The 23,127-nt window shown below is 31.8% G+C and carries 19 protein-coding genes and 1 tRNA gene; 9 read left to right on the forward strand and 11 right to left on the reverse strand.

The annotated features are described in order from the left end of the window. Positions 1 to 144 precede the first annotated feature (144 nt). Entirely contained in the window at positions 145 to 600 is a 456-nt protein-coding gene (locus AMO19_RS02305) for a GNAT family N-acetyltransferase (protein WP_075507176.1), read from the forward strand. A 28-nt stretch (positions 601 to 628) separates the two neighbouring features. On the opposite strand, the gene AMO19_RS02310 is transcribed toward AMO19_RS02305, so the two are convergent. From AMO19_RS02310 to psbZ, 4 genes are all read right to left on the reverse strand, one after another. Then, complete coding sequence (locus AMO19_RS02310; protein WP_075507177.1) at positions 629 to 1,060, reverse strand: nuclear transport factor 2 family protein; 432 nt, start codon at positions 1,058 to 1,060, stop codon at positions 629 to 631. 44 nt (positions 1,061 to 1,104) lie between these two features. Further along, positions 1,105 to 1,176, reverse strand: a tRNA-Gly gene (locus AMO19_RS02315). Positions 1,177 to 1,235: 59 nt separating this feature from the next. Then, positions 1,236 to 1,712 (reverse strand): 6,7-dimethyl-8-ribityllumazine synthase, encoded by a 477-nt coding sequence (gene ribH / locus AMO19_RS02320; RefSeq protein ID WP_075507178.1) that lies wholly within the window; start codon positions 1,710 to 1,712, stop codon positions 1,236 to 1,238. Positions 1,713 to 1,761: 49 nt separating this feature from the next. Continuing rightward, entirely contained in the window at positions 1,762 to 1,959 is a 198-nt protein-coding gene (psbZ, locus tag AMO19_RS02325; protein WP_002807211.1) for a photosystem II reaction center protein PsbZ, read from the reverse strand. 140 nt (positions 1,960 to 2,099) lie between these two features. Between psbZ and mutS the strand changes: the two genes are divergently transcribed. Continuing rightward, on the forward strand, positions 2,100 to 4,841 hold the full coding sequence (mutS, locus tag AMO19_RS02330; RefSeq protein ID WP_075507179.1) for a DNA mismatch repair protein MutS: 2,742 nt from the start codon (positions 2,100 to 2,102) through the stop codon (positions 4,839 to 4,841). 31 nt (positions 4,842 to 4,872) lie between these two features. On the opposite strand, the gene AMO19_RS02335 is transcribed toward mutS, so the two are convergent. Further along, positions 4,873 to 5,496, reverse strand: coding sequence for a precorrin-8X methylmutase (locus AMO19_RS02335; RefSeq protein WP_075507180.1), 624 nt, complete (start codon positions 5,494 to 5,496; stop codon positions 4,873 to 4,875). A 58-nt stretch (positions 5,497 to 5,554) separates the two neighbouring features. Between AMO19_RS02335 and holA the strand changes: the two genes are divergently transcribed. Together holA and AMO19_RS02345 are read left to right on the forward strand one after the other, a co-directional pair. Next, positions 5,555 to 6,556 (forward strand): DNA polymerase III subunit delta, encoded by a 1,002-nt coding sequence (holA, locus tag AMO19_RS02340; protein WP_075507181.1) that lies wholly within the window; start codon positions 5,555 to 5,557, stop codon positions 6,554 to 6,556. A gap of 39 nt (positions 6,557 to 6,595) precedes the next feature. Continuing rightward, complete coding sequence (locus tag AMO19_RS02345; protein WP_075507182.1) at positions 6,596 to 8,356, forward strand: aspartate kinase; 1,761 nt, start codon at positions 6,596 to 6,598, stop codon at positions 8,354 to 8,356. Positions 8,357 to 8,362: 6 nt separating this feature from the next. Here AMO19_RS02345 and uvrB read toward each other — a convergent pair whose 3' ends face one another. After that, positions 8,363 to 10,402: an excinuclease ABC subunit UvrB gene (gene uvrB / locus AMO19_RS02350; protein WP_075507183.1), complete on the reverse strand. Its 2,040-nt coding sequence runs from the start codon at positions 10,400 to 10,402 to the stop codon at positions 8,363 to 8,365. A 29-nt stretch (positions 10,403 to 10,431) separates the two neighbouring features. Then, positions 10,432 to 11,208, reverse strand: a complete 777-nt coding sequence (locus AMO19_RS02355) for a DUF561 domain-containing protein (RefSeq protein ID WP_075507184.1) — start codon at positions 11,206 to 11,208, stop codon at positions 10,432 to 10,434. Positions 11,209 to 11,293: 85 nt separating this feature from the next. Here AMO19_RS02355 and tilS point away from each other — a divergent pair, with 85 nt between their 5' ends. Beyond that, on the forward strand, positions 11,294 to 12,304 hold the full coding sequence (gene tilS, locus AMO19_RS02360) for a tRNA lysidine(34) synthetase TilS (protein WP_075507185.1): 1,011 nt from the start codon (positions 11,294 to 11,296) through the stop codon (positions 12,302 to 12,304). Here the strand turns inward: tilS and AMO19_RS02365 are convergent. From AMO19_RS02365 to AMO19_RS02375, 3 genes are all read right to left on the reverse strand, one after another. Continuing rightward, positions 12,301 to 14,283 (reverse strand): ribonuclease J, encoded by a 1,983-nt coding sequence (locus AMO19_RS02365; protein WP_075507186.1) that lies wholly within the window; start codon positions 14,281 to 14,283, stop codon positions 12,301 to 12,303. The genes tilS and AMO19_RS02365 overlap by 4 nt on opposite strands. Before the next feature lie 80 nt (positions 14,284 to 14,363). Then, complete coding sequence (gene dapA / locus AMO19_RS02370; RefSeq protein ID WP_075507187.1) at positions 14,364 to 15,266, reverse strand: 4-hydroxy-tetrahydrodipicolinate synthase; 903 nt, start codon at positions 15,264 to 15,266, stop codon at positions 14,364 to 14,366. Then, complete coding sequence (locus tag AMO19_RS02375; protein ID WP_075507188.1) at positions 15,263 to 16,294, reverse strand: aspartate-semialdehyde dehydrogenase; 1,032 nt, start codon at positions 16,292 to 16,294, stop codon at positions 15,263 to 15,265. The genes dapA and AMO19_RS02375 overlap by 4 nt, the downstream gene beginning before the upstream one ends. Positions 16,295 to 16,416: 122 nt before the next feature. Between AMO19_RS02375 and tig the strand changes: the two genes are divergently transcribed. The 4 genes from tig (at position 16,417) to AMO19_RS02395 (ending at position 21,819) form a co-directional block, all read left to right on the forward strand. Further along, the gene (gene tig / locus AMO19_RS02380) at positions 16,417 to 17,820 is read left to right on the forward strand and encodes a trigger factor (protein WP_075507189.1); all 1,404 of its coding nucleotides are present in this window, start codon (positions 16,417 to 16,419) and stop codon (positions 17,818 to 17,820) included. Positions 17,821 to 17,885: 65 nt separating this feature from the next. Next, a complete protein-coding gene (clpP, locus tag AMO19_RS02385) occupies positions 17,886 to 18,530 on the forward strand; it encodes an ATP-dependent Clp endopeptidase proteolytic subunit ClpP (RefSeq protein WP_011819266.1) in 645 nt (214 codons plus the stop codon). Positions 18,531 to 18,635: 105 nt separating this feature from the next. Further along, positions 18,636 to 20,003, forward strand: coding sequence for an ATP-dependent protease ATP-binding subunit ClpX (gene clpX / locus AMO19_RS02390; RefSeq protein WP_075507190.1), 1,368 nt, complete (start codon positions 18,636 to 18,638; stop codon positions 20,001 to 20,003). Positions 20,004 to 20,058: 55 nt separating this feature from the next. Continuing rightward, positions 20,059 to 21,819: a DNA polymerase III subunit gamma/tau gene (locus tag AMO19_RS02395; protein WP_075507191.1), complete on the forward strand. Its 1,761-nt coding sequence runs from the start codon at positions 20,059 to 20,061 to the stop codon at positions 21,817 to 21,819. Between the two features lie 4 nt (positions 21,820 to 21,823). On the opposite strand, the gene AMO19_RS02400 is transcribed toward AMO19_RS02395, so the two are convergent. Then, a complete protein-coding gene (locus AMO19_RS02400) occupies positions 21,824 to 23,122 on the reverse strand; it encodes a glycosyltransferase family 2 protein (protein WP_075507192.1) in 1,299 nt (432 codons plus the stop codon). Positions 23,123 to 23,127 lie beyond the last annotated feature (5 nt).

Genomic DNA, 23,127 nt, shown 5'->3' on the forward strand with positions numbered 1-23,127 from the left:
TACAAACATTATAAATTAGTGCGTTACAACAGAATGAAGAAAGCTATTATCTCTTTATTTAATAGAAACGATCGATTAAGGTATTTAAATTGAAGTCATAAAAATAGCCTAGCTGACATCACTTTTCAAAAATCTTTTTAATAAATGAAAGAAATATCTCTAATCAAACATTCTAAAGGAGCTTTAGGATTAAGGATTTTTGGATTAGGTCCTAACCTTAAACCAACAAATGGATTAATTAAGCTACAAAAATTACTAGATACCAATGCTTTCTGGGCAAAAAATAGAACAATTAATGATCTAAAAAAATGTCTTGCTAACAGTGATGTCGTAATAAGTCTTTGGGTTGGTAAGGAAATAGTTGGTTTTGGTAGAGCTTTAACCGATGGGATTTACCGCGGAGTGCTTTGGGATATTGTTATAGATCAAAATCACCAAGGCAAAGGTTTTGGTACATTAATTCTAAAAAATCTTTTATCTTCTAAAAAAATTAAAGATACAAAAAAATTATATTTAATGACAACAAATAAAAAATTATTTTATTCTCAATTTGATTTTAAAGAAGTTACTTCTCAAAATTTATTAATTCGTGAAATATAAAGCACTCTTTTTCAAAATAAAAACAAAATCAAGATACAAATTTACTATAAAGCCATCTTATAAAAGGTCCTAAAATAGGTACTGGTCCAAAAGTTGGGCCACAAAAATCAAAGTAATCTCTGTGCTCCTTTATTAATCCATTTTCACCAAATAATAAACGAGTAGTTCCGGGATAAATAAATTCTTTACCCATAATTTTTAAACCCATTGTCCATTCAACAAATCCACAATCCCCAGTTATAGAAATTGCATGAGTTTCTAAAAAAACATCATCACATCTTTTAACTAGCTTTTCTTGGGCTTTAACATAAGAATCTAAGCCCTCTGTTTCCTGAGTTGGGTCTGTAAAAATAACATTCTCATTATAAAATTCAGCCCATTTTTGTTTTGTTGGTGCATCTGTACCATAAGGTTTAGTAAATAATCCCTTTAAATCCTCAATAGAAATTACTTTTGTCATTTATGAAAATTATTAACAATATCTTAAAAGATACAAACATTAAAAGCGGATGAAGAGATTCGAACTCTCGACATTCTCCTTGGCAAGGAGATGCTCTACCACTGAGCTACATCCGCATGAGTTTTATTTTATCTCAAAGAAGGGATCAATGATAAAAATAATTAAATTTTTTCAATTAATTTAAATTTTTAATTAAGGATCCCATCTCAATTGCTTGTAGAGCATAATTCCAGCCAAGGTTATTTTTAATCCCTGCTCTTTCTAAAGCCTGCTGCATAGTATCAGTAGTTAAAACTCCAAAAATAATTGGAACATTATTTTCATTTGAAACTTGCGAAATACCTTTGCTCGCCTCAGATATAACTACATCATAGTGGGAAGTTTCACCACGGATCACAGCCCCAAGAGCAATTACAACGTCATACCTCTTTTTTTTCATGAGGGTTTTAGCTGCGATTGGTAATTCGAATGAACCAGGAACCCAAGCTATATCAACTTGATTACTTAATTCAGAAGTATCTAAACCATGTCTTTTTAAACAATCAAGACAACCAGATAGAATTTTATTTGTAATTAAATCATTAAATCTTGCTATTACAATCCCAACTTTTAAAGTAGAGGCATTAGTAAAAGAACCCTCAAAAATAGCCATTAAATTTAACTTAGATATATTAATAGACTCTCACGAAAAGGTATTAAGTTCAAACTAATGAAGAAACTATCCCTGTAACAAAAACTAAAACAACCCAAACAGCAGCAATAGAATAAATTTTTCTCCTACTTTCTCGCTGTCCTTCCTCAGTAGAAGGTTGAGTTACATATAAAACGGGTACTCCAACTACCGCGATTAAAGAAGCAAATAATAGAGCATTTACGAAGAAAAAGTTAACAGCCTGCATAATTCAGTCTTAAGTTTCCAATATTATAAATACTATAATCTCATGAAAATGATAATTTTTAGAGAAAATTTACATACTTTAGCCACTTTAAATGCAAAAAAAAAATTTCTACCTAATATCTATTTAGGAATTAAAAAAGTATGCAAGATTATACGATAATTCAAAAGAATTTATTTGCGATTGGTAATGATGATAATGAGCAAAAAGAAATAACAAAAATACCAGAAGATTTATCTTTGGAAGATTTAAAAAAAGAATCGCAAAAAAGACCCAGACAAAGAAAGAATTCAACTAATTTAATAAATCAATTCAAAACTGATTTAATTTCAAATAACAAAGCTGTTTGCATCAATGAAGAATCTTATAGCTATAAAACAGTTTCAAAACTTAAATTAACTCCTGTGATGAAGCATTATGTAACTCTAAAAGAAGAAAATAAAGATAGGTTATTACTTTATAGATTAGGAGATTTTTTTGAGTGTTTTTTTGAGGATGCTGTATTAATATCTAACCTTTTAGAAATAACGCTTACCAGTAAAGATGCTGGCAAAGAGATTGGTAAGATCCCTATGGCAGGGGTTCCCCATCATGCAATGGAGAGATACTGTGCTGATTTAATAAAAAAAAATTATTCGGTCGTTATATGCGATCAATTAGAAAAAAGTTCTGGAAATTATGGGACTCCAATTAAAAGAGGAATAACAAGAATAATTACTCCTGGAACCGTAATTGAAGAGGGGATGTTGATAGCAAAGAAAAATAACTGGATTACTGCTATTTACTTATCCGAAGAAAACTCAGATGAATCTTATGAATGGGGTATATCAAAAGCTGATGTAAGCACAGGAGAATTAATAACTTTAGAGGGCCAATCTCTGTCAAAACTATTTGATGAAATTATTAAATTGGATTCTTCAGAAATCATTGTAGGAAGCAATGCAGTAAGAAATTTATTAATTAAAGGAAATAGTCAAATTACATATACTGTTTCTCAAGAGACTAATTTTGGAATTAATGAAGCAAATTATCTAATAAAAAATTATTTCCAAATTGCAAACCTAGAGGGAATAGGACTTAAAAATTTAAACAATGCAACTAGATCACTTGGAGGGTTATTAAATTATTTAGAAAAAATTAATCCTTCAAATTTAGATAAAGATTCTTCTTTAAAAATCTCATTAGACTTTCCACAAATTCAATTTGGTCACAACAAATTAATTATTGATTATCAAACTCAAAAAAACTTAGAAATCAAAAATACACAACGAGAAAACAATTATGTAGGTTCGCTACTATGGAGTATTGATAGAACCTATACGTGTATGGGTGCAAGGTGTTTAAGAAGGTGGATAGATTCACCACTATTAAACGTTAATGAAATTTATAAAAGACAAAATATAATTACAAACTTTATTGAATCTAAACAATTACGTATTGATACTCAAAATTTACTTAGAGCAACTGGGGATTTAGAAAGACTTGCAGGTAGAGCTTGCGCAGGTCATGCAAGTCCCAGAGACTTAATTGCAATAGCTGAAGGTTTAAAAAAATTGCCTAGACTTAAATCAATAATTGAATTATTTAAATATGATCTCCCAGATTGGACTGATCAATTAAAAAATATTGATGAAGGACTCTTAGAATTAGCCGATACTATAAGTTTTAAACTAATAGAAAATCCTCCTCTAAACATTAGTGAAGGAGGCATGATCCACGATGGTGTTGACAATATATTAGATGGTTTACGCAATTTAATGGATGATTACTCTGAGTGGCTAAACAAAGAGGAATTAAAAGAAAGGAAAATTAGCAAAATTTCAAACCTAAAAATTCAATTTCATAAAAATTTTGGTTATTACATTTCTATAAATAAGTCAAAAGTTAATTTAGCTCCACAACATTGGATCAAAAGGCAAACACTTACTAATGAAGAAAGGTATATCACTTCAGATATTAAAAATAAAGAAAATAAGATTTTCCAAATAAAAAATAGAGCTTCATCAAAAGAATATGAAATTTTCTGCGAATTAAGAAATATAGTTGCTGAAAAAACAAAACAAATAAGATCAATCGCAAAATCCATAGCATCTCTTGATGCACTGCTTGGTTTATCAATTACTTCAGTAGAAAACAATTTTATAAAACCTTCATTAATACCAATCAATGATTCAATGACAAAAAATAGTACAAAAATTACCGCAGGAAGAAATCCAATTGTAGAGCAATTGTTAAGTGATAAAAAGTTTGTAGCAAACGATATCTCTTTTGATGATACTCAAAAATTAATTATATTAACCGGTCCTAATGCAAGCGGAAAAAGTTGCTTTATAAGACAACTTGGTTTAATACAAATTCTCACACAAATTGGGAGCTTTGTTCCTGCTAATAATGCTGAAATCAAAATTGTAGATAGGATTTTCACAAGAATTGGAGCGGTTGATGATCAATCATCTGGACAATCAACATTTATGGTAGAAATGTCTGAAACTGCATCAATTCTAAATCAAGCAACTTCTAACTCACTAGTTTTACTTGATGAGATAGGTAGAGGGACATCTACTTTTGATGGACTTTCAATAGCTTGGTCAGTAAGTGAATATCTTGCAAAAAAAATTCAATGTAATACTATTTTTGCTACGCACTATCATGAGCTTAATTATTTAAAAAATTCAAATACGAACATACAAAATTTTCAAGTTTTAGTAGAACAAAATAACGATCAGCTAATTTTTAGCCACAGGATTGTTAAAGGGGGCTCAAACAAAAGCTATGGCATAGAAGCAGCCAAATTAGCAGGAGTTCCAAAAGAAGTTATAGAAAAAGCAAAATCAGTTTTAAATTCTTTAGAAGAAAATAACAACTTAAATTATGATATTAAGTAGATTTTTGACAATTTTATAAAATAAATACTTTTTAAATAGTTTCCCTCAATAAGGCGTTAACCGCAGCAGCCGCCATGGCAGCACCTCCTCTAGTTGAATTCACAACAATTCTAGGAAGATCGCTAGAAATTAATTTGTTTTTGCTTTTCTCTACTCCAATAAATCCAACAGGCATTCCGATAATTAAACTAGGAGATTCTTTTGCATTCTCTAAAATATTAATTAAATGAGTTAACGCTGTAGGCGAACTGCCGATAACTACAATAGGTGATTTACTTCCATAATTCATAGTGGATAACTCCTTCCAACCTTCACTTAAGCCATATGCAGTTTTAGTTAAGTTTGTATGATTATTTTTTCCAAACCACATACTAGCAGTGAATACTTTATTTCTAGTGGTATTTTCTGCCATGGATTTTATTGCTGCTGCTGCCATATCAGTATCAGTTAAAATCGGAGCACCATTTTTAAGTGCCTGAAGCCCTTTTTCGCATGCATCTTCACTAAAATTTACAAGATTTTGAACTGAAAAATCTCCTGAAGTATGGACTAATCTCTCTAATACTTTTTTTTCCAAATAATCTAGATCATTGGCTAATAAATGAGATCTTATGAATCTGATGCTTTCCAAAAAAATTGGATGATCTATTACCATTAAATTTAATTTGTGTTAGAAGTAATCATAGTTAATATATGGTTTTTATTGAGCTATTATGCCAATACAAATATTATGGGGTAATGATTTAAACGCTCAAAATACATTTATTCAAAAATTAATTGATAAGGAAGTATCCAAAGAATGGAAAGAAATAAACGTAACAAATTTAAATGGTGATGATGATGAGCAAGTGAATAAAGCTTTTGATGAAGTTCTTACGCCTCCTTTTGGAGAGGGATACAGAATAGTTACTTTAAAAAATAATCCAATTTTTACTGCCAAAAATGAGGATCTAAGAACTAAATTTGAAAAAATTCATGACAATATACCTCAAAATACTTATTTCATTTTACAAAATGCAAAAAAACCAGACTCAAGACTAAAGAGTACTAAATTTTTACAAAAACTTATCAAAAATAATTTAGCTAAAGAAAAGTCATTTTCTTTACCAGAAATCTGGGACTATGAAGGACAAAAAAGATTTTTAGAAGATAAAGCAAATGAAATGAATATCAAAATTGATAAAAATGCAGCTGAATTAATAATTGATTCAGTTGGTAATGATGGCTTTAAACTAATAAATGAACTAGCCAAAGCAAAAACATACCTTTCTGCAGTATCAAGTGATTCGAATTCACAACTTTTTCTTAAAAGTATTGATGTAAAAAAAATATTTAGTGATCATCAATCCAATATTTTCAAAATAATTGATCTTCTCTTACAAAAAAATATTAATGAAAGCCTCATTGAAATAAATTATTCCTTACAGAAAGGAGAACCTGCTTTAAGACTAAATGCAGGTTTAATTAGTCAAATAAGAATTCATACCATTATAAAACTAGCAGTTAATTCAGGTAACAATAATGCAGAAAAGATTTGTAATCTTGCAGGCATTTCTAATCCAAAAAGAATTTTTTTTATTCGAAGAAAAGTCAAAAATGTATCTCAAGAATATTTAATTAATTTGATGAGTAACTTACTAGATATTGAATCATTACTAAAACAAGGTAATAATCCTATAAATGTTTTTACAGAAAAATTAATTAATTTAAGTTAACCAAATTATAAGTTTAAGAATTTACATTATGATTTAGATATGGCTTTACTAGTAAAAAAATTTGGCGGTACTTCTGTAGGTGATATTAAAAAAATTAAAAATATTGCAAGTAGCATTTGTCAAAGTAAAGAAGCAGGAAATGAAATTGTCGTAGTTGTCTCTGCAATGGGGCAAACTACAGATGATTTAAATTGTTTAGCGGAATCAATTAGTAAAAATCCTAATCGAAGAGAATTGGATATGCTTCTCTCAACTGGAGAGCAAGTCACCATAGCTCTTCTCTCAATGGCATTAAACGAATACGGAATATCGGCAATTTCAATGACCGGTAGCCAGGTTGGAATTATTACTGAATCAATTCATGGGAAAGCGAGAATTCTTGATATTAAAACAGAAAGGATCCAAAATTATATAAATCAGGGTTTTGTAGTAGTAGTGGCTGGATTTCAAGGAACAACATTAAGCCATACGGGTTCAATGGAAATTACAACTTTGGGTAGAGGTGGTTCAGATACTTCCGCAGTAGCTTTATCAACAGCTTTAGGAGCTGAAACGTGCGAAATTTATACAGACGTTCCAGGGGTTCTTACTACTGATCCAAGAATTGTTCCTAATGCAAAACTCTTAGATAAAATTAGCTGCGAGGAAATGCTTGAACTTGCAAGTGTCGGTGCTTCAGTGCTGCATCCAAGAGCAGTAGAAATTGCTCGCAATTATGGAATTAAATTGTGTGTCAAATCAAGCCAAAGTGACTCAAGTGGGACTCTCCTAGAAAGTCAAATTCAACCTCTCCCACTAAAAAGAGGGAGCTTAGAATTAACAAAAACAGTCAATAGTCTTGAGGTATTAGAAAACCAAGCAGTATTCAGCCTCTCAAATATTCCTGATAGGCCCGGGATTGCTGCACAAATATTTGAAAAACTTTCAGAAGCAAATATTAGTGTAGATTTAATAATACAATCGACAAATGATGGCAATAAAAACGATATTACATTTACTGTTAGTGAATTAGAAGTTAAAAAGACTTCAGAACAATGTGAACTTATAACTAGTCAATTAGGAGGAGAATATAACTTAAAAACAAACATGACTAAATTAAGTATTCAAGGAGCAGGCATTATGGGCAGACCTAGTGTTTCAGCTGATTTATTTGATACTTTATCTCAAGCGAATATAAATGTCAGGTTAATAGCTACTAGTGAAATTAAAGTCAGCTGTGTAATTGAAATCAATAATATACCAAAAGCCATTAGATTTGTTGCTGAGAAATTTAAGTTATCCGATACACAAATATTTATTAATCCAATCATTAAAAAACAAGATCAACCTGAAGTAAGAGGAATTGCATTAGATAAAAACCAAGTTCAAGTAAGTTTTCGAAAACTGCCTGATCGTCCAGGTGTAGCAGCATCGTTATGTTTAGCATTAGCTGAAAATAATTTACTTATCGATACTATCGTTCAGTCTGAAAGAATTTCCTCTTTAAAAACTAAGGATATTAGTCTTACAATGAATAAGCAAGATAGAGAAAAAGCTAGCTTAGTTTTTGAGGCCTTAACAAAAAAATTACCCGGATCATACATTGAAGATGGCCCTGCTATAGCCAAAGTAAGTACTGTAGGAGCGGGAATGGCATTTCAGGTTGGAACTGCTGGAAAAATATTTAGAGCATTGGCTGACAAAAATATCAATATTGAAATGATTGCCACTAGTGAAATCAGGACTTCATGTATTGTCTTAGAAAAAGATTGTGACAAAGCAGTAAATGCGATTCATAATCATTTCGAATTAGAAAAATAAGTCCTTTTAATTATTTCTTGCTAATTTTTGTCTTAATTTTTTGATTCTATCCCTCAAATTTGCTGCTTCTTCAAAATTTAAGTCTTTTGCAGCATCTTTCATTTTAATTTCTAACTTTTCTATTAAGTCAGGCAATTCTTCGAGCAAACATTGATTATCACTGGAACTAAGAATTGCGTCAGTTTTATTATTAACTATATTTATTAAATCTTTAGATAAACCACCAGCATCTAGCTTTCTGGAAAGTTCTAGAAAAGATAATATTGAATTTTCTATTTTTTTGCCTGCAGGTTTTGGAGTAATACCATTGTCATGGTTATATTTTTTTTGAATAGTTCTTCTTCTTTCAGTTTCAGATATTGCTCTTTTCATTGAATCTGTGAAGTTATCTGCATAAAGCAAGGCAACACCTTCAACATGTCTTGCAGCTCTTCCTATTGTTTGAATCAATGACCTTTCAGCCCTGAGAAAACCTTCTTTATCAGCATCTAAAATTGCAACTAAAGACACTTCAGGAAGATCTAGTCCCTCTCTTAATAAATTAACTCCTACCAAAACATCGTATTCGCCCATTCTGAGGTCTTGAATAATTTCAATTCTTTCAATTGAATGGATTTCAGAATGCAAATATCTAACTCTTACTTTGTTTTCAGATAAAAAATCAGTTAGATCTTCAGCCATTCTCTTAGTAAGTGTTGTCACTAGCACTCGTTGATTCTTTTCAGCTCTAATTCTTATTTCAGATAAAAGATCTTCTATTTGGCCCTCACTAGGTCTTACATCAATTACAGGATCTAATACCCCAGTTGGTCTTATAACTTGCTCAATAAATTCACCATCACATTGATCTAATTCCCATTGACCCGGAGTTGCACTTATAAATAATGTCTGTTTTGATTTTTCCCAAAACTCTTCACATTTTAAAGGTCTATTATCTGCAGCACTGGGCAATCTAAAACCATGATCTATTAAAACTTTTTTTCTAGATTGATCACCATTGTACATCGCATGAAGTTGAGGACATGTTACATGACTCTCATCAACTATCAACAACCAATCTTTGGGAAAGTAATCTATTAAGCATTCTGGCGGTGAACCTTCCTCCCTGCCTGATAAATGACGAGCATAATTCTCAACTCCATTACAATAACCAACCTCTTTGAGCATTTCTAAATCATATTTTGTACGTTGTTCTAGACGTTGAGCCTCTAATAATTTTCCTTCGTATGTAAATTTATCTAGTTGAGTTTTTAATTCACTTCTAATTGCACTTATTGCACTCTCAAGTCTTTCTTTTGGGGTAACAAAATGCTTTGCTGGATAAACGCTAACTTGTTCCAAACTTTCAAGTATTTCACCTGTAGTAGGGTCAACATATCTAATAGCTTCGACTTCATCACCAAATAATTCAATTCTAATTAATCTATCCTCATAAGCTGGACCGATTTCTAAAACATCACCTTTAATTCTGAATCTACCTCTAGTAATTTCAATATCGTTTCTAGTATATTGATTTTCAACGAGAGACCTCAAAGAAGAACGTAGATTTATTGTTTTTCCCACTTCAAATTTAACTGCAGCTTTTAAATACTCACTCGGTATACCAAGGCCATAAATACAACTTATTGAGGCTACAACAATTACATCTTTTCTCTCAAATAATGAGCGTGTTGCAGAATGCCTAAGCATATCTATTTCTTCATTGATTGAAGCCGTTTTAGCTATGTAAGTATCACTTACGGGTACATAAGCTTCTGGTTGATAATAATCGTAGTAAGAAATGAAGTACTCAACAGCATTTTTTGGAAAAAATTCCCTTAGTTCATTACATAGTTGTGCAGCTAACGTTTTATTATGGGCTAATACAAGTGCTGGTCTTCCTGTTTGTTGAATTACATTCGCAATAGTAAATGTTTTACCAGTTCCAGTAGCCCCTAAAAGAGTCTGAAACTCTTTGCCGGTATTGACGCCTTTAACTAATTTTTTTATAGCTTCTGGTTGATCTCCATTTGGTTCGTAAGGAGCTTGAAGCTTATAGTTGTTCATCAACCTAGTAGCAAAAGGGTAATGCTATACTAAGAAATTTTTTCTCCAATCATTGAATTTTTCAAAGATTCTTTTAAGCCCCTAACAACCGCAATCATCGATATTAAATCATCTAATTTATTAACTACAGATCCAACGCCAACTGCTGAGGCTCCAGAGGATATTGCTAGTGGACAAGTTACTTGACTTAATCCAGAGGCACTCATGATTGGTGTATTCAGAGATTGTTTCTTAAATTCTTGATGAATAGCATAGGTAGCGGCAAGAGTTGGTACTGATTTTTCAAAAAAGCCTTGAATTCCTGAAGAGTAAGGATTAGAACTGGTACCACCTTCTGTTTGAATAATGTCAACACCTTCTTCTACTAGCTTTATAGCAAGATCAACTTGTTTATCAATAGGCATAGTGTGAGGAACAGTTACTGATAAAGGAACATTAGGCAATAAATCCCTCGTCTCTTTTGTAATGTTTAAAACTTTTTTATCTGAAAAATTCATGCCTTTTTCATAAAAAGTATCGTAATTTCCTATTTCAATTAATGACGCTCCTGCTTTTACAGAATCTTGAAAAGATTGAGGTACTACTGAACTAACACAAACGGGTAGTGTTGAATTCTTGAGTGCTAAATCAACTAGTTCAGGTTTGCAAGCAATATCGACAAGATCTGCTCCTCCTAATGAAGCAGCCTCAACAATTATTTTCACAGATTGAACATCAAAATTATTCAATCCTGAAATAACTTTGAGTAAGGATTTGCTTCTTAACTCTTCTTTAAATTTTTGTGGCAAAAGATTAATCAGACTCATTTACTTAATGAATTTATTACCCGATTGTGACATTGTTTTAGTAAAACAGTGCATTTTTTAAAAAATATTATCTGAGCAACACAAAATGACTGATAAAAAATTAACTCAGAAAAATTGGTCATCATGGCATCATCAGCTTCATAAAGAGATTCTTACCAAAAAAATATTAATTCCCCAAGGATCCAATATTTTAATAAGTGTTTCCGGGGGTCAAGACTCAATGACCTTATTAACCCTAATTAATGACCTAAAAAAACTACATAATTGGTCTATTAGTGTTTGGCATGGTGATCATCAGTGGCACGAAAAATCATCACTATATGCTCTTGAATTAAAAGATTATTGCGAAGATAAAAATATTTCATTCTCTTTTGATCAAGCAAATAAAGAAAGTATTTCTTCAGAAGAAAAAGCACGAGAATGGAGATATAAAAAATTATGTGAAAGAGCCAAAACTATATTAAATACAAACCAGCAAAAACATAATATTTATTTGTTAACTGGTCACACGAGTAGTGATAATGCAGAAACATTTATCCTCAATTTATCTAGAGGAAGCAATTTTGCAGGTCTGAGTAATATTGAGAGTAAAAGATTAATAGAAAATCAAATTTTTTTAATAAGACCAATATTAATTTTCAGTAGGGAAGATACAAAACAATTTTGCAATGATATGAAGATCCCAGTCTGGGAAGATCCTACAAATTCAGATCTTAAATTAAAAAGAAATTTAGTAAGAAAAAAAATTATTCCTACCTTAGAAGTCATCTATCCTGGTTGTTCTGAAAGGATAAATAATTTTTCCCAAAAAATGAGCAAATATAATAATGAACGTAATGATCTTGGTGAACTAGCATATTTATATTGTAAAGATGTAAAAGGTATAGATAGGAATCTACTAAATAGTATGGGTATTGAAGCGAGGTGCACAATCTTAAATAGATTTTTAAAGGAAATATCTACAAAGCAATGTAGTTCTAAAAATCTGACAAAATTAGCAACTTCAATTTATGAAAAAAATAAAGGTCAAATTAATCTGCAAGAGTTTTTAAAAATTGTTTGGGATAAAAACTATATAAATTTTGAAAAAAATTAAGATGTTACAGCAGATCTTCTTCTTCTCGTTCTACCTTCAAATGAATCTTCTGTAGCATTCTCAGCTGATGGATTCTGTGAAACTTTTGGACTTTTTTGGGTATTTTGTGGGTTATTTGAGTTATTAGGATGATTATTGTTTGATTTCTTATGGAAATTATTATTTCTATTTCTATTGGAGAAATTTTGCTCTTCGGTAATCTTTGGAATATAAGCACGAGTTCCACTTGGAGCAGGTTGAACTAAACACAAAATAAGTGGTTCAACTTGTAATTCTCTTCTCATTCTTCTCGATAAACCATTTTCAATTTCTCTTTGTACACCAATCCAATCTACCTCAAAATTATTCGGCCCAGTTTGTCTGGATAATTGTTTCCATCTATTTTCTAAGACCCAGCTTATTTCTCGTTCTGTCCACATAGACATTTTTCTTGGCTCTGCAGTAGTAACAACTCCTCTTAAATTAACTCTGGGAGGCGCAACCATCTTCCCATCTGTACTAATAGGAGCTAAAACAGTTACTACACCATCCCCAGCTAATTGCTGCCTTTCCTTTAATACTCGAGCATCTACTATCCCGTTTCGTGAGTTATCAAGCAGTTCAACACCAGCTTTTACAGGATCACCCTTTTGAATAGAATTAGGTGTTAACTCAACTACATCTCCATTTTCAATAATTAAAATATTGTCCTTTGGAACCCCCATAGTTTGTGCACTCTTGCCATGACAAACAAGCATTCTATGTTCTCCATGAACAGGCACAAAAAACTTAGGTTTTGTGAGTGCCAACATTAACTTTTGATCTTCTTGAAAACCATGACCAGAAACATGAATATTCTCACCCTTTCCATAAACAACTTTTGCTCCGAGTTTCATTAATCTATCTATTGTATTAACAACAGAAATAGTATTACCAGGAATTGGGCTGGCTGAAAATATTACAGTATCAGTAGTCTTAAGACGAACATGCTGGTGTTCACCACGAGAGATTCTGCTTAAGGCTGCTAAGGGTTCTCCTTGACTTCCAGTCATTAATAATAGGGTCTCCCTATCTGGCAAATCTCTAATTTGCTTAATTGGAACAAACAAATCATCTGGGCATTTCATATAACCAATATCTCTCGCCTTAGCAATAACATTTATCATCGATCTACCTAACAAACCAACCTTTCTTCCATGTTTCATGGCCAATTCTAAGATCATTGTCACTCTGTGAACAGAACTAGCAAAAGTGGTAAGGATAACTCGTTCTTTTGCCTCTGCAATATGTTTTTCTAAAGAGGGATAGATAGTCTTCTCAGAAGGACAAAAACCTGGAACTTCAGCATTAGTCGAATCACTGAACATGCATAAAACACCCTTTTCTCCATAATGCACCATTCTTTCAATATCAAATTGCTCTCCATCTACTGGCATATGATCAAACTTAAAATCTCCCGTAAAAATAATTGTGCCAACAGGTGTTGAAACTGCTAAAGAAAAGCTATCGCAAATAGAATGGGTATTTCGAATAAATTCAACAGAAAAATGTTGTCCTACTTTTACAACATCTCTTGGATTTACAGTCTGTATAGTTGTTCTATCAGATACCCCTGCTTCCTCCATTTTTCCTCTAAGCATTGACATTGCCAGTCTTGGGCCATAAATAATTGGAATATTAAAATGCTTTAGATGATGAGAAATACCTCCAATATGATCTTCATGCCCGTGAGTGACAATCATTCCCTTTATTCTTCTTTGATTTTCTTTTAAAAAAGTTGTATCAGGCATAACAACGTTTACGCCATGCATACCATCAGATGGGAAAGCTAGGCCGGCATCAACAAGCATTAATTCATCACCATATTCAAAAACGCAGGTGTTTTTTCCTATTTCATGTAGTCCACCAAGAGGTATTACTCGTAGAGCGGGCGTATTACTTTTAGATCTAGACGAATCATGAGTAGATCTATTTAAAGATGAATTTGTACTGGATTGCATAATTTTGAAATTTATGAGGGCCTGCTTGTAATCAAATAAGGTTTATTTAAATTTAATTATCAAGTTAAATATAATCCCTATTATAGGGATTTCAGGATAAAAGATAGTTGCTTTTTCATGTCATTAGTTAAAGGTGACAAAGGACTTCTAGGATTACCTACATCCCATCCCGAAAGCTCCAAAGCAGCCTTAATTGGGATTGGATTAGTAGTCATAAAGAGTGCTTTAAAAAGAGGCTGAAGTTTTTCATGAATAGCAAGCGCATTGGAAACCTCTCCACTTTGAAAGGAATTAATCATCTCTTTCAATTGCAAACCAACCAAATGACTTGCAACGCTTACTACTCCTACAGCACCTACAGATAACATTGGAAGCAACAATGAATCGTCGCCACTATATACAGAGAGTTCAGAGCCACAAATAGCTCTTAATTCTGTTACTTCCTCTATTCTACCGCTTGCAGCTTTAATACTGAGAATATTTGAGAAATCCATAAGTTTCTTCACAGTATCAGGTAATAAATTGCATCCTGTCCTTCCAGGAATGTTATAGAGCATAAGAGGCAAATCCTTTGCAGAATTAGCAATAGAACTGAAATGTTTATAAAGACCTTCTTGGGGTGGCTTGTTGTAATAAGGAACAACAACCAAAGCACCATCAGCACCAGAGTCATAGGCTTTTTTTGTTGCTTCCACAGCCTCGCTTGTACAGTTACTACCAGTGCCAACTATTACTTTACAGGTTGCATCCAAAGATCCTTTTACCGCAATAAATAAATCATGCTGTTCCGCCCATGAAAGCGTAGGAGATTCTCCAGTAGTACCACATAGCACAATTCCATCGGAACCGTTCTCAAAAAGATAATTTGATAGTTTGATAGCTAGTTCATAATCTACATCTCCATTTTCAGTGAATGGAGTAACCATTGCAGTCAATATTCTTCCAAATAGTGGATTATTACACTCAGTTTTGTCTGTAATCATTTTTTTGGAATTAATAACTCAGCTATTTGAACAGCATTAAGAGCTGCTCCTTTTCTTATTTGATCTCCACATAACCATAATTCTAATCCATTAGGCTGACTTATATCAGTTCTTAGCCTGCCAACAGCAACATTATCCCTTCCCATAACGTCATTTGGCATAGGAAATCTATTATTTTTGTAATCATCAATAATTTCAATTCCAGGAGATTTTTTTAATTCTTCAAGAGCAGCTTTAGGCTCAACTACACCAGCAAATTCAATATTGATCGATTCAGAATGTGCTCTCAGTACTGGGACTCGAACACATGTAGCAGAGAGTCTTAAATCAGCAATATTTAATATTTTCCTAGTCTCATTAACCATTTTCATCTCTTCTTCGCAGTAATTATTTGAAAGCATGGGTGAATTATGCAAAAACAAATTAAAAGCTAGTGAGTACGGCAAAACTTCACTTTTTTGAGGATTACCCCCAAGATATTTTTCAGTTAAAAGTTTAAGTTCCTCCATCGCTAATTGGCCTGCACCACTTACGGATTGATACGTTGAGACAACAACTCTTTGAATAGTCGAAAGTTTATTTAACGGAGCTAAAACTAATGTCAGCAAAATGGTAGTGCAGTTTGGATTCGCTATTACCCCATCATGATTGAGTGCTTCACTTGCATTAACTTCAGGAACTATAAGAGGTACATTATTATCTAATCTGAAAGCACTTGAATTATCTATCAATAAAGCATTTTGTTCCATAATGGTAGATAACCATTTTTTTGAAATACTTCCACCGGCTGAAGCTAAAACTAAATCAACATTCAGAAATTCTTCCTTAGTTGTTTTTTTTGTAACTAATTCTTCACCTTTCCAAATAATTTTTTTTCCTTCTGAACGCTCTGATGAAAGCAAGACCAATTCTGATATTGGGAAATCACGTTGTTCAAGAATTTTGAGTAATTCAGATCCCACAGCACCTGAAGATCCTAAAACAGCAACTTTTATTGGCCTATTAGGCAAAAACGGAGATTGTCTCACACTATAAAATGATTTTTATGAATAGAATGACTATTTTTTTTACTTTATCAAAAAAATAACTTTCAAGGAAATCACATAATGTGAAATAATTAAGTTTCGGCTTTTAGTAATAAATAAAAAAAATGGCTAAAGAAGCATTAATAGTCAAAACAACTCCTCTGCCTCAAAGTAGAATCTCATTTGAATTAGAAATACCATCTGAGACATGCAAAACTTATGTGAATGAAACAATAAGTTCTATCAGTCGATCGGCTAAAATTCCAGGATTTAGACTTGGTAAAATTCCCAAACAAGTCTTAATTCAAAGGATTGGCATAACACAATTACATGCTTCTGCTCTGGAAAAAATTATTGATAAATCATGGCAAGAAGCTTTAAAAATAAAATCTATAGAGCCACTAAGTGAGCCAGAATTGGTAGATGGATTTGAATCTTTACTTGCAAAGTTTAGTCCTGAAAAATCACTTAAGGTTACTCTTCAAACTGATGTTGCCCCAGAATTAAAACTTAAAAAATCCAAAGGACTAAGTGTTGAAATATCAAAAACAAAGTTTGATCCTAAGTCAATAGATGAAGCGCTAGAAAAATCTAGAAATCAGTTTGCAAACATTATTCCAGTTACCAATAGAGCAGCAAAATTAGGAGATATTGCTGTAGTTAGTTTTAAGGGAAAATATAAAGATTCTGGTAAAGAGATTGATGGAGGAACAAGTGAATCAATGGATCTTGAGTTAGAAAAGAACAAAATGATTCCCGGATTCGTTGAGGGAATCGTAAAGATGAAAATTGGTGATACTAAAACACTTAACCTTAAATTTCCTGAAGATTATTCTCATGAGGATTCAAGAGGCAAAGAGGCAATCTTTGAAGTAAATCTTAAGGATCTTAAGGAAAAAGAATTGCCTGAACTTAATGACGATTTTGCAAAACAGTCTGGCAACAAAGAATCATTAAAAGAGTTAAAGAAAGATATTGAAAAGCAACTTAAAGACAATTTTGAAAAAACTCAAAAAGATATCAAAATTGAAGCTTTATTAGATGCTCTAACAAACGAATTGGTTGCTGAAATTCCAAAATCTATGATTGATATAGAAGTGAGGAATAATATTGAACAAACCGCTCAAAGATTTGCTCAACAAGGTCTTGATGTTAAATCTACTTTCACTCCGGAATTAGTTAAGTCATTAGCAGAGTCCACAAGGCCTCAGGCTGAAAAAAATGTTCAAAGAAATTTAGCTTTAAAAGCATTAGCTGAAACAGAAAACATAAAAGTTGAGAAAGATGAAATTGATTTAAAAATGAAAGATTATGAAGATGCAATCTCTCAATCTCCAAAACAGATAGATATTAAAAAATTAAGAGAAGTAATTACTAACGATTTACTCAAAGAAAAATTAATAATTTGGCTTGAAGAAAATTCTGAAGTAAAAGAAAAAACTACAAAGCCTTCTAAAGTTACCAAAACCTCCAAAACAACAAAAGCCAAAAAAACTACAAAAACTACAAATAAAAGAGAAAAAAAATAATTTATGAAATTTCCTACTAATTAAACAAAAACCCCTTAAATTATTTATAAGACTAAAATTAATTTGTGAACTCAGAAAAAAAACATTTAATTCAAAGCTCAATAAGTTCTTACGAAAGTAATAATAAAACTATTGCTGCTGTTCCTACTGTTATAGAACAATCAGGCAGAGGAGAAAGAGCTTTTGATATTTATTCAAGACTATTAAGAGAGAGAATTATTTTTTTAGGTACTGGAATTAATGATCAAGTATCTGATTCACTTGTTGCACAACTATTATTTCTTGAAGCGGAAGATCCTGAAAAAGACATACAAATATATATCAATTCTCCTGGAGGCTCAGTAACTGCAGGAATGGCAATATACGATACTATGCAACAAATATCCCCTGATGTAGTGACAATATGCTTTGGAGTAGCGGCAAGTATGGGGGCATTTCTACTTTCTGGCGGAGCAAAGGGGAAAAGATTGGCTTTACCTAATTCTAGGATTATGATTCATCAACCTCTGGGAGGTGCACAAGGTCAAGCAGTAGAGATTGAAATACAAGCTAAAGAAATACTTTTTCTCAAGAAAACTTTAAATTCGCTTTTAGCAGAACATACTGGTCAACCTTTAGAAAAAATTAATGAAGACACAGAAAGAGATTACTTTTTATCTCCCTCAGAAGCGGTCGAATATGGATTAATTGATAAAGTTATCAAAAAGTGACAAGGAATACTGATTTTTTAAGAATATGATGACGAATCGATATTTATAAGCAATCCTAGTGAATAGGGAATATTAAACACCTTTCACTTTAAAAACTTATAATCGATGGCTAAATTCGACGCCCATCTTAAATGTTCATTTTGCGGTAAATCACAAGACCAAGTAAGAAAGCTTATAGCTGGTCCTGGGGTTTATATCTGTGATGAGTGCATAGATCTTTGTAATGAAATTCTCGATGAAGAACTACTTGATAATCAAGCGAACACAAACAACTCTCCACAAGTAAAAAAGAAATTACCAACTGATAATCCAAAAAAATCTGTTCCTTTAGAATTAACCTCCATTCCTAAGCCATTAGAAATTAAAAGTTTTCTAGATAATCAAGTTGTTGGACAAGAATCTGCAAAAAAAATATTATCAGTAGCCGTATACAATCACTACAAGCGATTAGCTTGGAAAGTTAAAGAAGATAATAAAAATAATAATGCAACAGATTCACAAGCAACTAAATTACAAAAATCAAATATTTTACTTATCGGCCCTACTGGAAGTGGAAAAACGTTATTGGCGCAAACTTTAGCAGAGTTTCTAGATGTTCCCTTTGCAGTGGCAGATGCAACGACTTTGACAGAAGCTGGATATGTTGGAGAAGATGTTGAAAACATACTTTTAAGACTTCTGCAGAAATCAGAAATGAATGTAGAACTAGCTCAAAAAGGAATTATTTATATTGATGAAATAGATAAAATTGCAAGAAAAAGCGAGAATCCTTCAATTACTAGAGATGTCTCTGGTGAAGGAGTGCAGCAAGCATTATTAAAAATGCTTGAAGGAACAATTGCCAATGTGCCACCACAAGGCGGAAGAAAACATCCTTATCATGACTGCATTCAAATTGATACAAGTCAAATATTATTTATTTGCGGAGGAGCTTTTATAGGTTTAGAAGATATCGTTCAAAAGCGTATGGGTAAACACTCTATAGGATTTACCACCAATTCAGACCAAAACAAAGTTGATACAAAAAAAATAGCAGACCCAAGAGATTCCCTGAAAAATTTAGAATTAGATGACTTAGTAAAATATGGCCTAATTCCAGAATTTATTGGAAGAATTCCGGTTTGTGCTGTGTTGGATCGTCTTACTAAAGAAACTTTAGAATCTATTTTGACTCAACCAAGAGATGCATTAGTAAAGCAATTCAAAACTTTGCTAAGTATGGATAATGTCGAATTATCATTTGAGCCTGATTCTGTTGAAGCGATAGCAAATGAAGCATATAAAAGAAAAACAGGGGCAAGAGCATTAAGATCAATAATTGAAGAGCTAATGCTAGACATAATGTACACTTTGCCTTCTGAAGAAAATATAAAAGAATTCACAATTACGAAAAAAATGGTAGATAATTTGTTCTCATCTAAAATTGTTAAACTACCTTCAGGATCAAAAAGAATCATTAAAGAGTCTGCATAAAATTAGAGTTTAATTTTTAATTGAATCCCGAATTTTTCTAATTAATGAAAAATAAATGCCAAATATACATAAGCCTTTTCATCAAAAATATAGACCAAACAACTTAGACGAACTGGTTGGTCAAAAATTTATATCCATTACACTCAAACAAGCACTATCAACAAACAAAATTGCTCCTGCATATCTTTTTAATGGTCCAAGAGGGACTGGAAAAACATCAAGTGCAAGAATATTTGCAAAATCTCTAAATTGCCAGGCATTTGAGCAACCTACGATAACTCCTTGTTGTAAATGTGACTTATGTAGACAAATTACAGATGGGAGCGCTCTAGATATTATCGAGATTGATGCAGCATCAAATACAGGAGTAGAAAATATAAGAGAAATTATAGAAAGAGCTAGATTTGCACCTGCTCAAGCGAGATGGAAAGTATATGTTATTGATGAATGTCATATGCTTTCAACGGCAGCTTCAAATGCTTTACTAAAAACTATTGAAGAACCGCCCTCAAGAGTTGTATTTATCCTTGCGACGACAAATCCTGAGAGAGTATTAAATACAATAAAAAGTAGATGCCAAAAGTTTGATTTTAGAAGAATAAGCCCAAGTGATATTTTTCAACATTTATCAGAAATCGCCGAAAAAGAATCCATTAAATACGAAGTTCAAGCGTTAAAAATGATTGCAAAAAGATCTAATGGAGGGATGAGAGATGCACAAAGCCTCCTTGAACAATTGAATCTTTTACCAGAAGGAATAACAATTAATAATATCCAAAACCTCCTAGGAGAAGTATCTGAAAGTGAATTAACAAATCTGATTAAATCATTAGTTGAGAATAATCCAGAGTCATTAATTATCACCTGCAACAAACTATATGATGCGGGAAACGAACCTCTTCAAATAATTATCGGATTATTAAATATAACAAGAGATCTACTATTACACACTACAAATAATAAATATTCAGATCTTTATTATACGTCTGATGAATTTCAAGATGAATTGGATAAAATCTCAAAAACAATAAGTAAATCAACAATAATAAACTGGCATAATAATCTGAGAAATATTGAATATCAAATCAAATCAAGTGATAATCCAAGGCTTTGGTTTGAAATACATTTAACTGGACTTCTAGGTAATCAAGAGATAAATCGTTTTAAAAATAAGCAAGAAAGTAAAAATAATACGACTGAGGAGAATCATGAAAGTAGAAAAAACATTGCAATCTTTGATAAAGAAAATATTTCTAATGAAAGTCAAAAACCAAGTATCAAAAAGGAGATAGATCGTGATGAATTAATCGAAAAAAAAGACGAAAAATTAGAAAAATTCGCAGTGCTTGAAAAAGAAAGTATTGACAATATTTCTGACAATAAACAAAATAATCCTGAATCAAATAATTTAAAAGATAAATGGGAATTAATTCTTTCTAAAGTAGAGTTACCATCAACAAGAATGCTACTTTCACAACAAGCCGAACTTGATAGTTTTGATTCTGAGAAAATAACGATTGCATTATCTCCAAACTGGGAAAATATGATTAAAAGCAGAAAAGTAATAATTGAAAATACTGTAAAAAAGATATTTGGAGATCAAATAATACTTAATTTCTCAACAAAAAATTTAAATAAAAGTAACCCAACAAATACTCCAGAAATAACCCAAGATAAAGTAAATAATTTTCGACCACTAAAAAAAATAGAGCCAAAAAGTAATTCATCACCAAAAATATCTAACGAAGAGACTTATGATGATAGCTCAAAAAACTTAGCAAATTTTTTTAATGGAGAAATTATAGACCTTGATTAATAAATTAAACTCCAGTGTGAATAGTTTTTCTCCAAAGTATCTTTTTGGGAAAAATAGACATCTTTATTGTTACCCAAGGGATTACTAAAAACCAATGTGATAAATAAAAAACAGAGACAAATACCATCAAAAAATTGCTTTTTTGCAATACTGGTACTTCGCTTTTACAAGAAGAACCGTACCAAAACGCAATTCCAGATAACATAAAAGCTGTAAATGAAATAGGCCAGTAAATTGGTAAATCTAACAAAGCAATACTTAAAAATAAATCAAAAATAGAAATTATTGGAAGTGCATATTGCAAGATGAAGAAGTAAGTTAAATCAAATTTTTGCAAATTATCAATTTTAGTAAATAATTGATCTCCATAATCAAAGAATCTTTGCAACCCCCCCTCTGCCCATCTTTGCCTTTGCGCTAATAAAGCATTTAAATTCTCAACTGCTTCCTCCATAACTGGAGGATCCCACAAGATTCCAATTCTAGATTTTGATAATAATAATCTTAAACTCAAATCAAGATCATCTGTAACTGTATCTTCATTAAAAGAACCACATGCCAATAATGTTTCTTTCTTAATTAATTGGCCATTTCCCCTTAATTCAGAAACTCCAGCAACTGACAATCTTCCATATTGAAAGATTGCGTCCATAGCCATTTCCATTGACTGACAAGAAGTTAAAAAATTCTTACTTACATTTGTTACTGATTTTCTTAGTTGAACTGCAGACCAATCACCCTCTTCTACAAAACTAAATAACCTTATCAAAGAATCTTGTTTTAATTCAGCATCAGCATCCAAAACTAATAACCATTCACCATGAGTAAACTTCAAGGCATAATTCAAAGCTCCTGACTTACCTCCTCCTGCATTTGGAGAACGACTTATTACTTTTAGCTTGTCATATTGTCTAGCTAATCGATCTAAAATTAAAGGCGTCTTATCAGAGCTACCATCATCAATTATGTAAATATTTAATTTATTTGTTGGATAATCTAAACTAAATAATCTTTCAACTAATCTTGCTATGACGTTCTCTTCATCTCTAGCAGCGACTAAAATATCAAGCATAGGTAACTCAGTATTACTAATTCTTCTGCTTACAATATTTACAACATTGTTCCTTTTGACATTTCTAGAAATAACTATTAAACCGTAAAAAACAATCACAAAAGAAAGAATCAATATAACGTAAAAGAAATTTTCAATATTGAAAGCATGAGGAATAAAAGCCACAAAAAAACAAGCACTAAGAAATATAAACGACTTCAATCTTCGATTTTTATAAAAACCCTTACTCATAGAAG

This window comes from Prochlorococcus marinus (genome assembly GCF_001180245.1).
Classification (GTDB): Bacteria; Cyanobacteriota; Cyanobacteriia; order PCC-6307; family Cyanobiaceae; genus Prochlorococcus_A; species Prochlorococcus_A marinus_F.

Bases quoted from the DNA above. Each gene is read 5' to 3' on its own strand.
- AMO19_RS02305 (WP_075507176.1), top strand. From the start codon at position 145: ATGAAAGAAATATCTCTAATCAAACATTCTAAAGGAGCTTTAGGATTA.
- AMO19_RS02310 (WP_075507177.1), bottom strand. From the start codon at position 1,060: ATGACAAAAGTAATTTCTATTGAGGATTTAAAGGGATTATTTACTAAA.
- ribH (WP_075507178.1), bottom strand. From the start codon at position 1,712: ATGGCTATTTTTGAGGGTTCTTTTACTAATGCCTCTACTTTAAAAGTT.
- psbZ (WP_002807211.1), bottom strand. From the start codon at position 1,959: ATGCAGGCTGTTAACTTTTTCTTCGTAAATGCTCTATTATTTGCTTCT.
- mutS (WP_075507179.1), top strand. From the start codon at position 2,100: ATGCAAGATTATACGATAATTCAAAAGAATTTATTTGCGATTGGTAAT.
- AMO19_RS02335 (WP_075507180.1), bottom strand. From the start codon at position 5,496: ATGGTAATAGATCATCCAATTTTTTTGGAAAGCATCAGATTCATAAGA.
- holA (WP_075507181.1), top strand. From the start codon at position 5,555: ATGCCAATACAAATATTATGGGGTAATGATTTAAACGCTCAAAATACA.
- AMO19_RS02345 (WP_075507182.1), top strand. From the start codon at position 6,596: ATGGCTTTACTAGTAAAAAAATTTGGCGGTACTTCTGTAGGTGATATT.
- uvrB (WP_075507183.1), bottom strand. From the start codon at position 10,402: ATGAACAACTATAAGCTTCAAGCTCCTTACGAACCAAATGGAGATCAA.
- AMO19_RS02355 (WP_075507184.1), bottom strand. From the start codon at position 11,208: ATGAGTCTGATTAATCTTTTGCCACAAAAATTTAAAGAAGAGTTAAGA.
- tilS (WP_075507185.1), top strand. From the start codon at position 11,294: ATGACTGATAAAAAATTAACTCAGAAAAATTGGTCATCATGGCATCAT.
- AMO19_RS02365 (WP_075507186.1), bottom strand. From the start codon at position 14,283: ATGCAATCCAGTACAAATTCATCTTTAAATAGATCTACTCATGATTCG.
- dapA (WP_075507187.1), bottom strand. From the start codon at position 15,266: ATGATTACAGACAAAACTGAGTGTAATAATCCACTATTTGGAAGAATA.
- tig (WP_075507189.1), top strand. From the start codon at position 16,417: ATGGCTAAAGAAGCATTAATAGTCAAAACAACTCCTCTGCCTCAAAGT.
- clpX (WP_075507190.1), top strand. From the start codon at position 18,636: ATGGCTAAATTCGACGCCCATCTTAAATGTTCATTTTGCGGTAAATCA.
- AMO19_RS02395 (WP_075507191.1), top strand. From the start codon at position 20,059: ATGCCAAATATACATAAGCCTTTTCATCAAAAATATAGACCAAACAAC.
- AMO19_RS02400 (WP_075507192.1), bottom strand. From the start codon at position 23,122: ATGAGTAAGGGTTTTTATAAAAATCGAAGATTGAAGTCGTTTATATTT.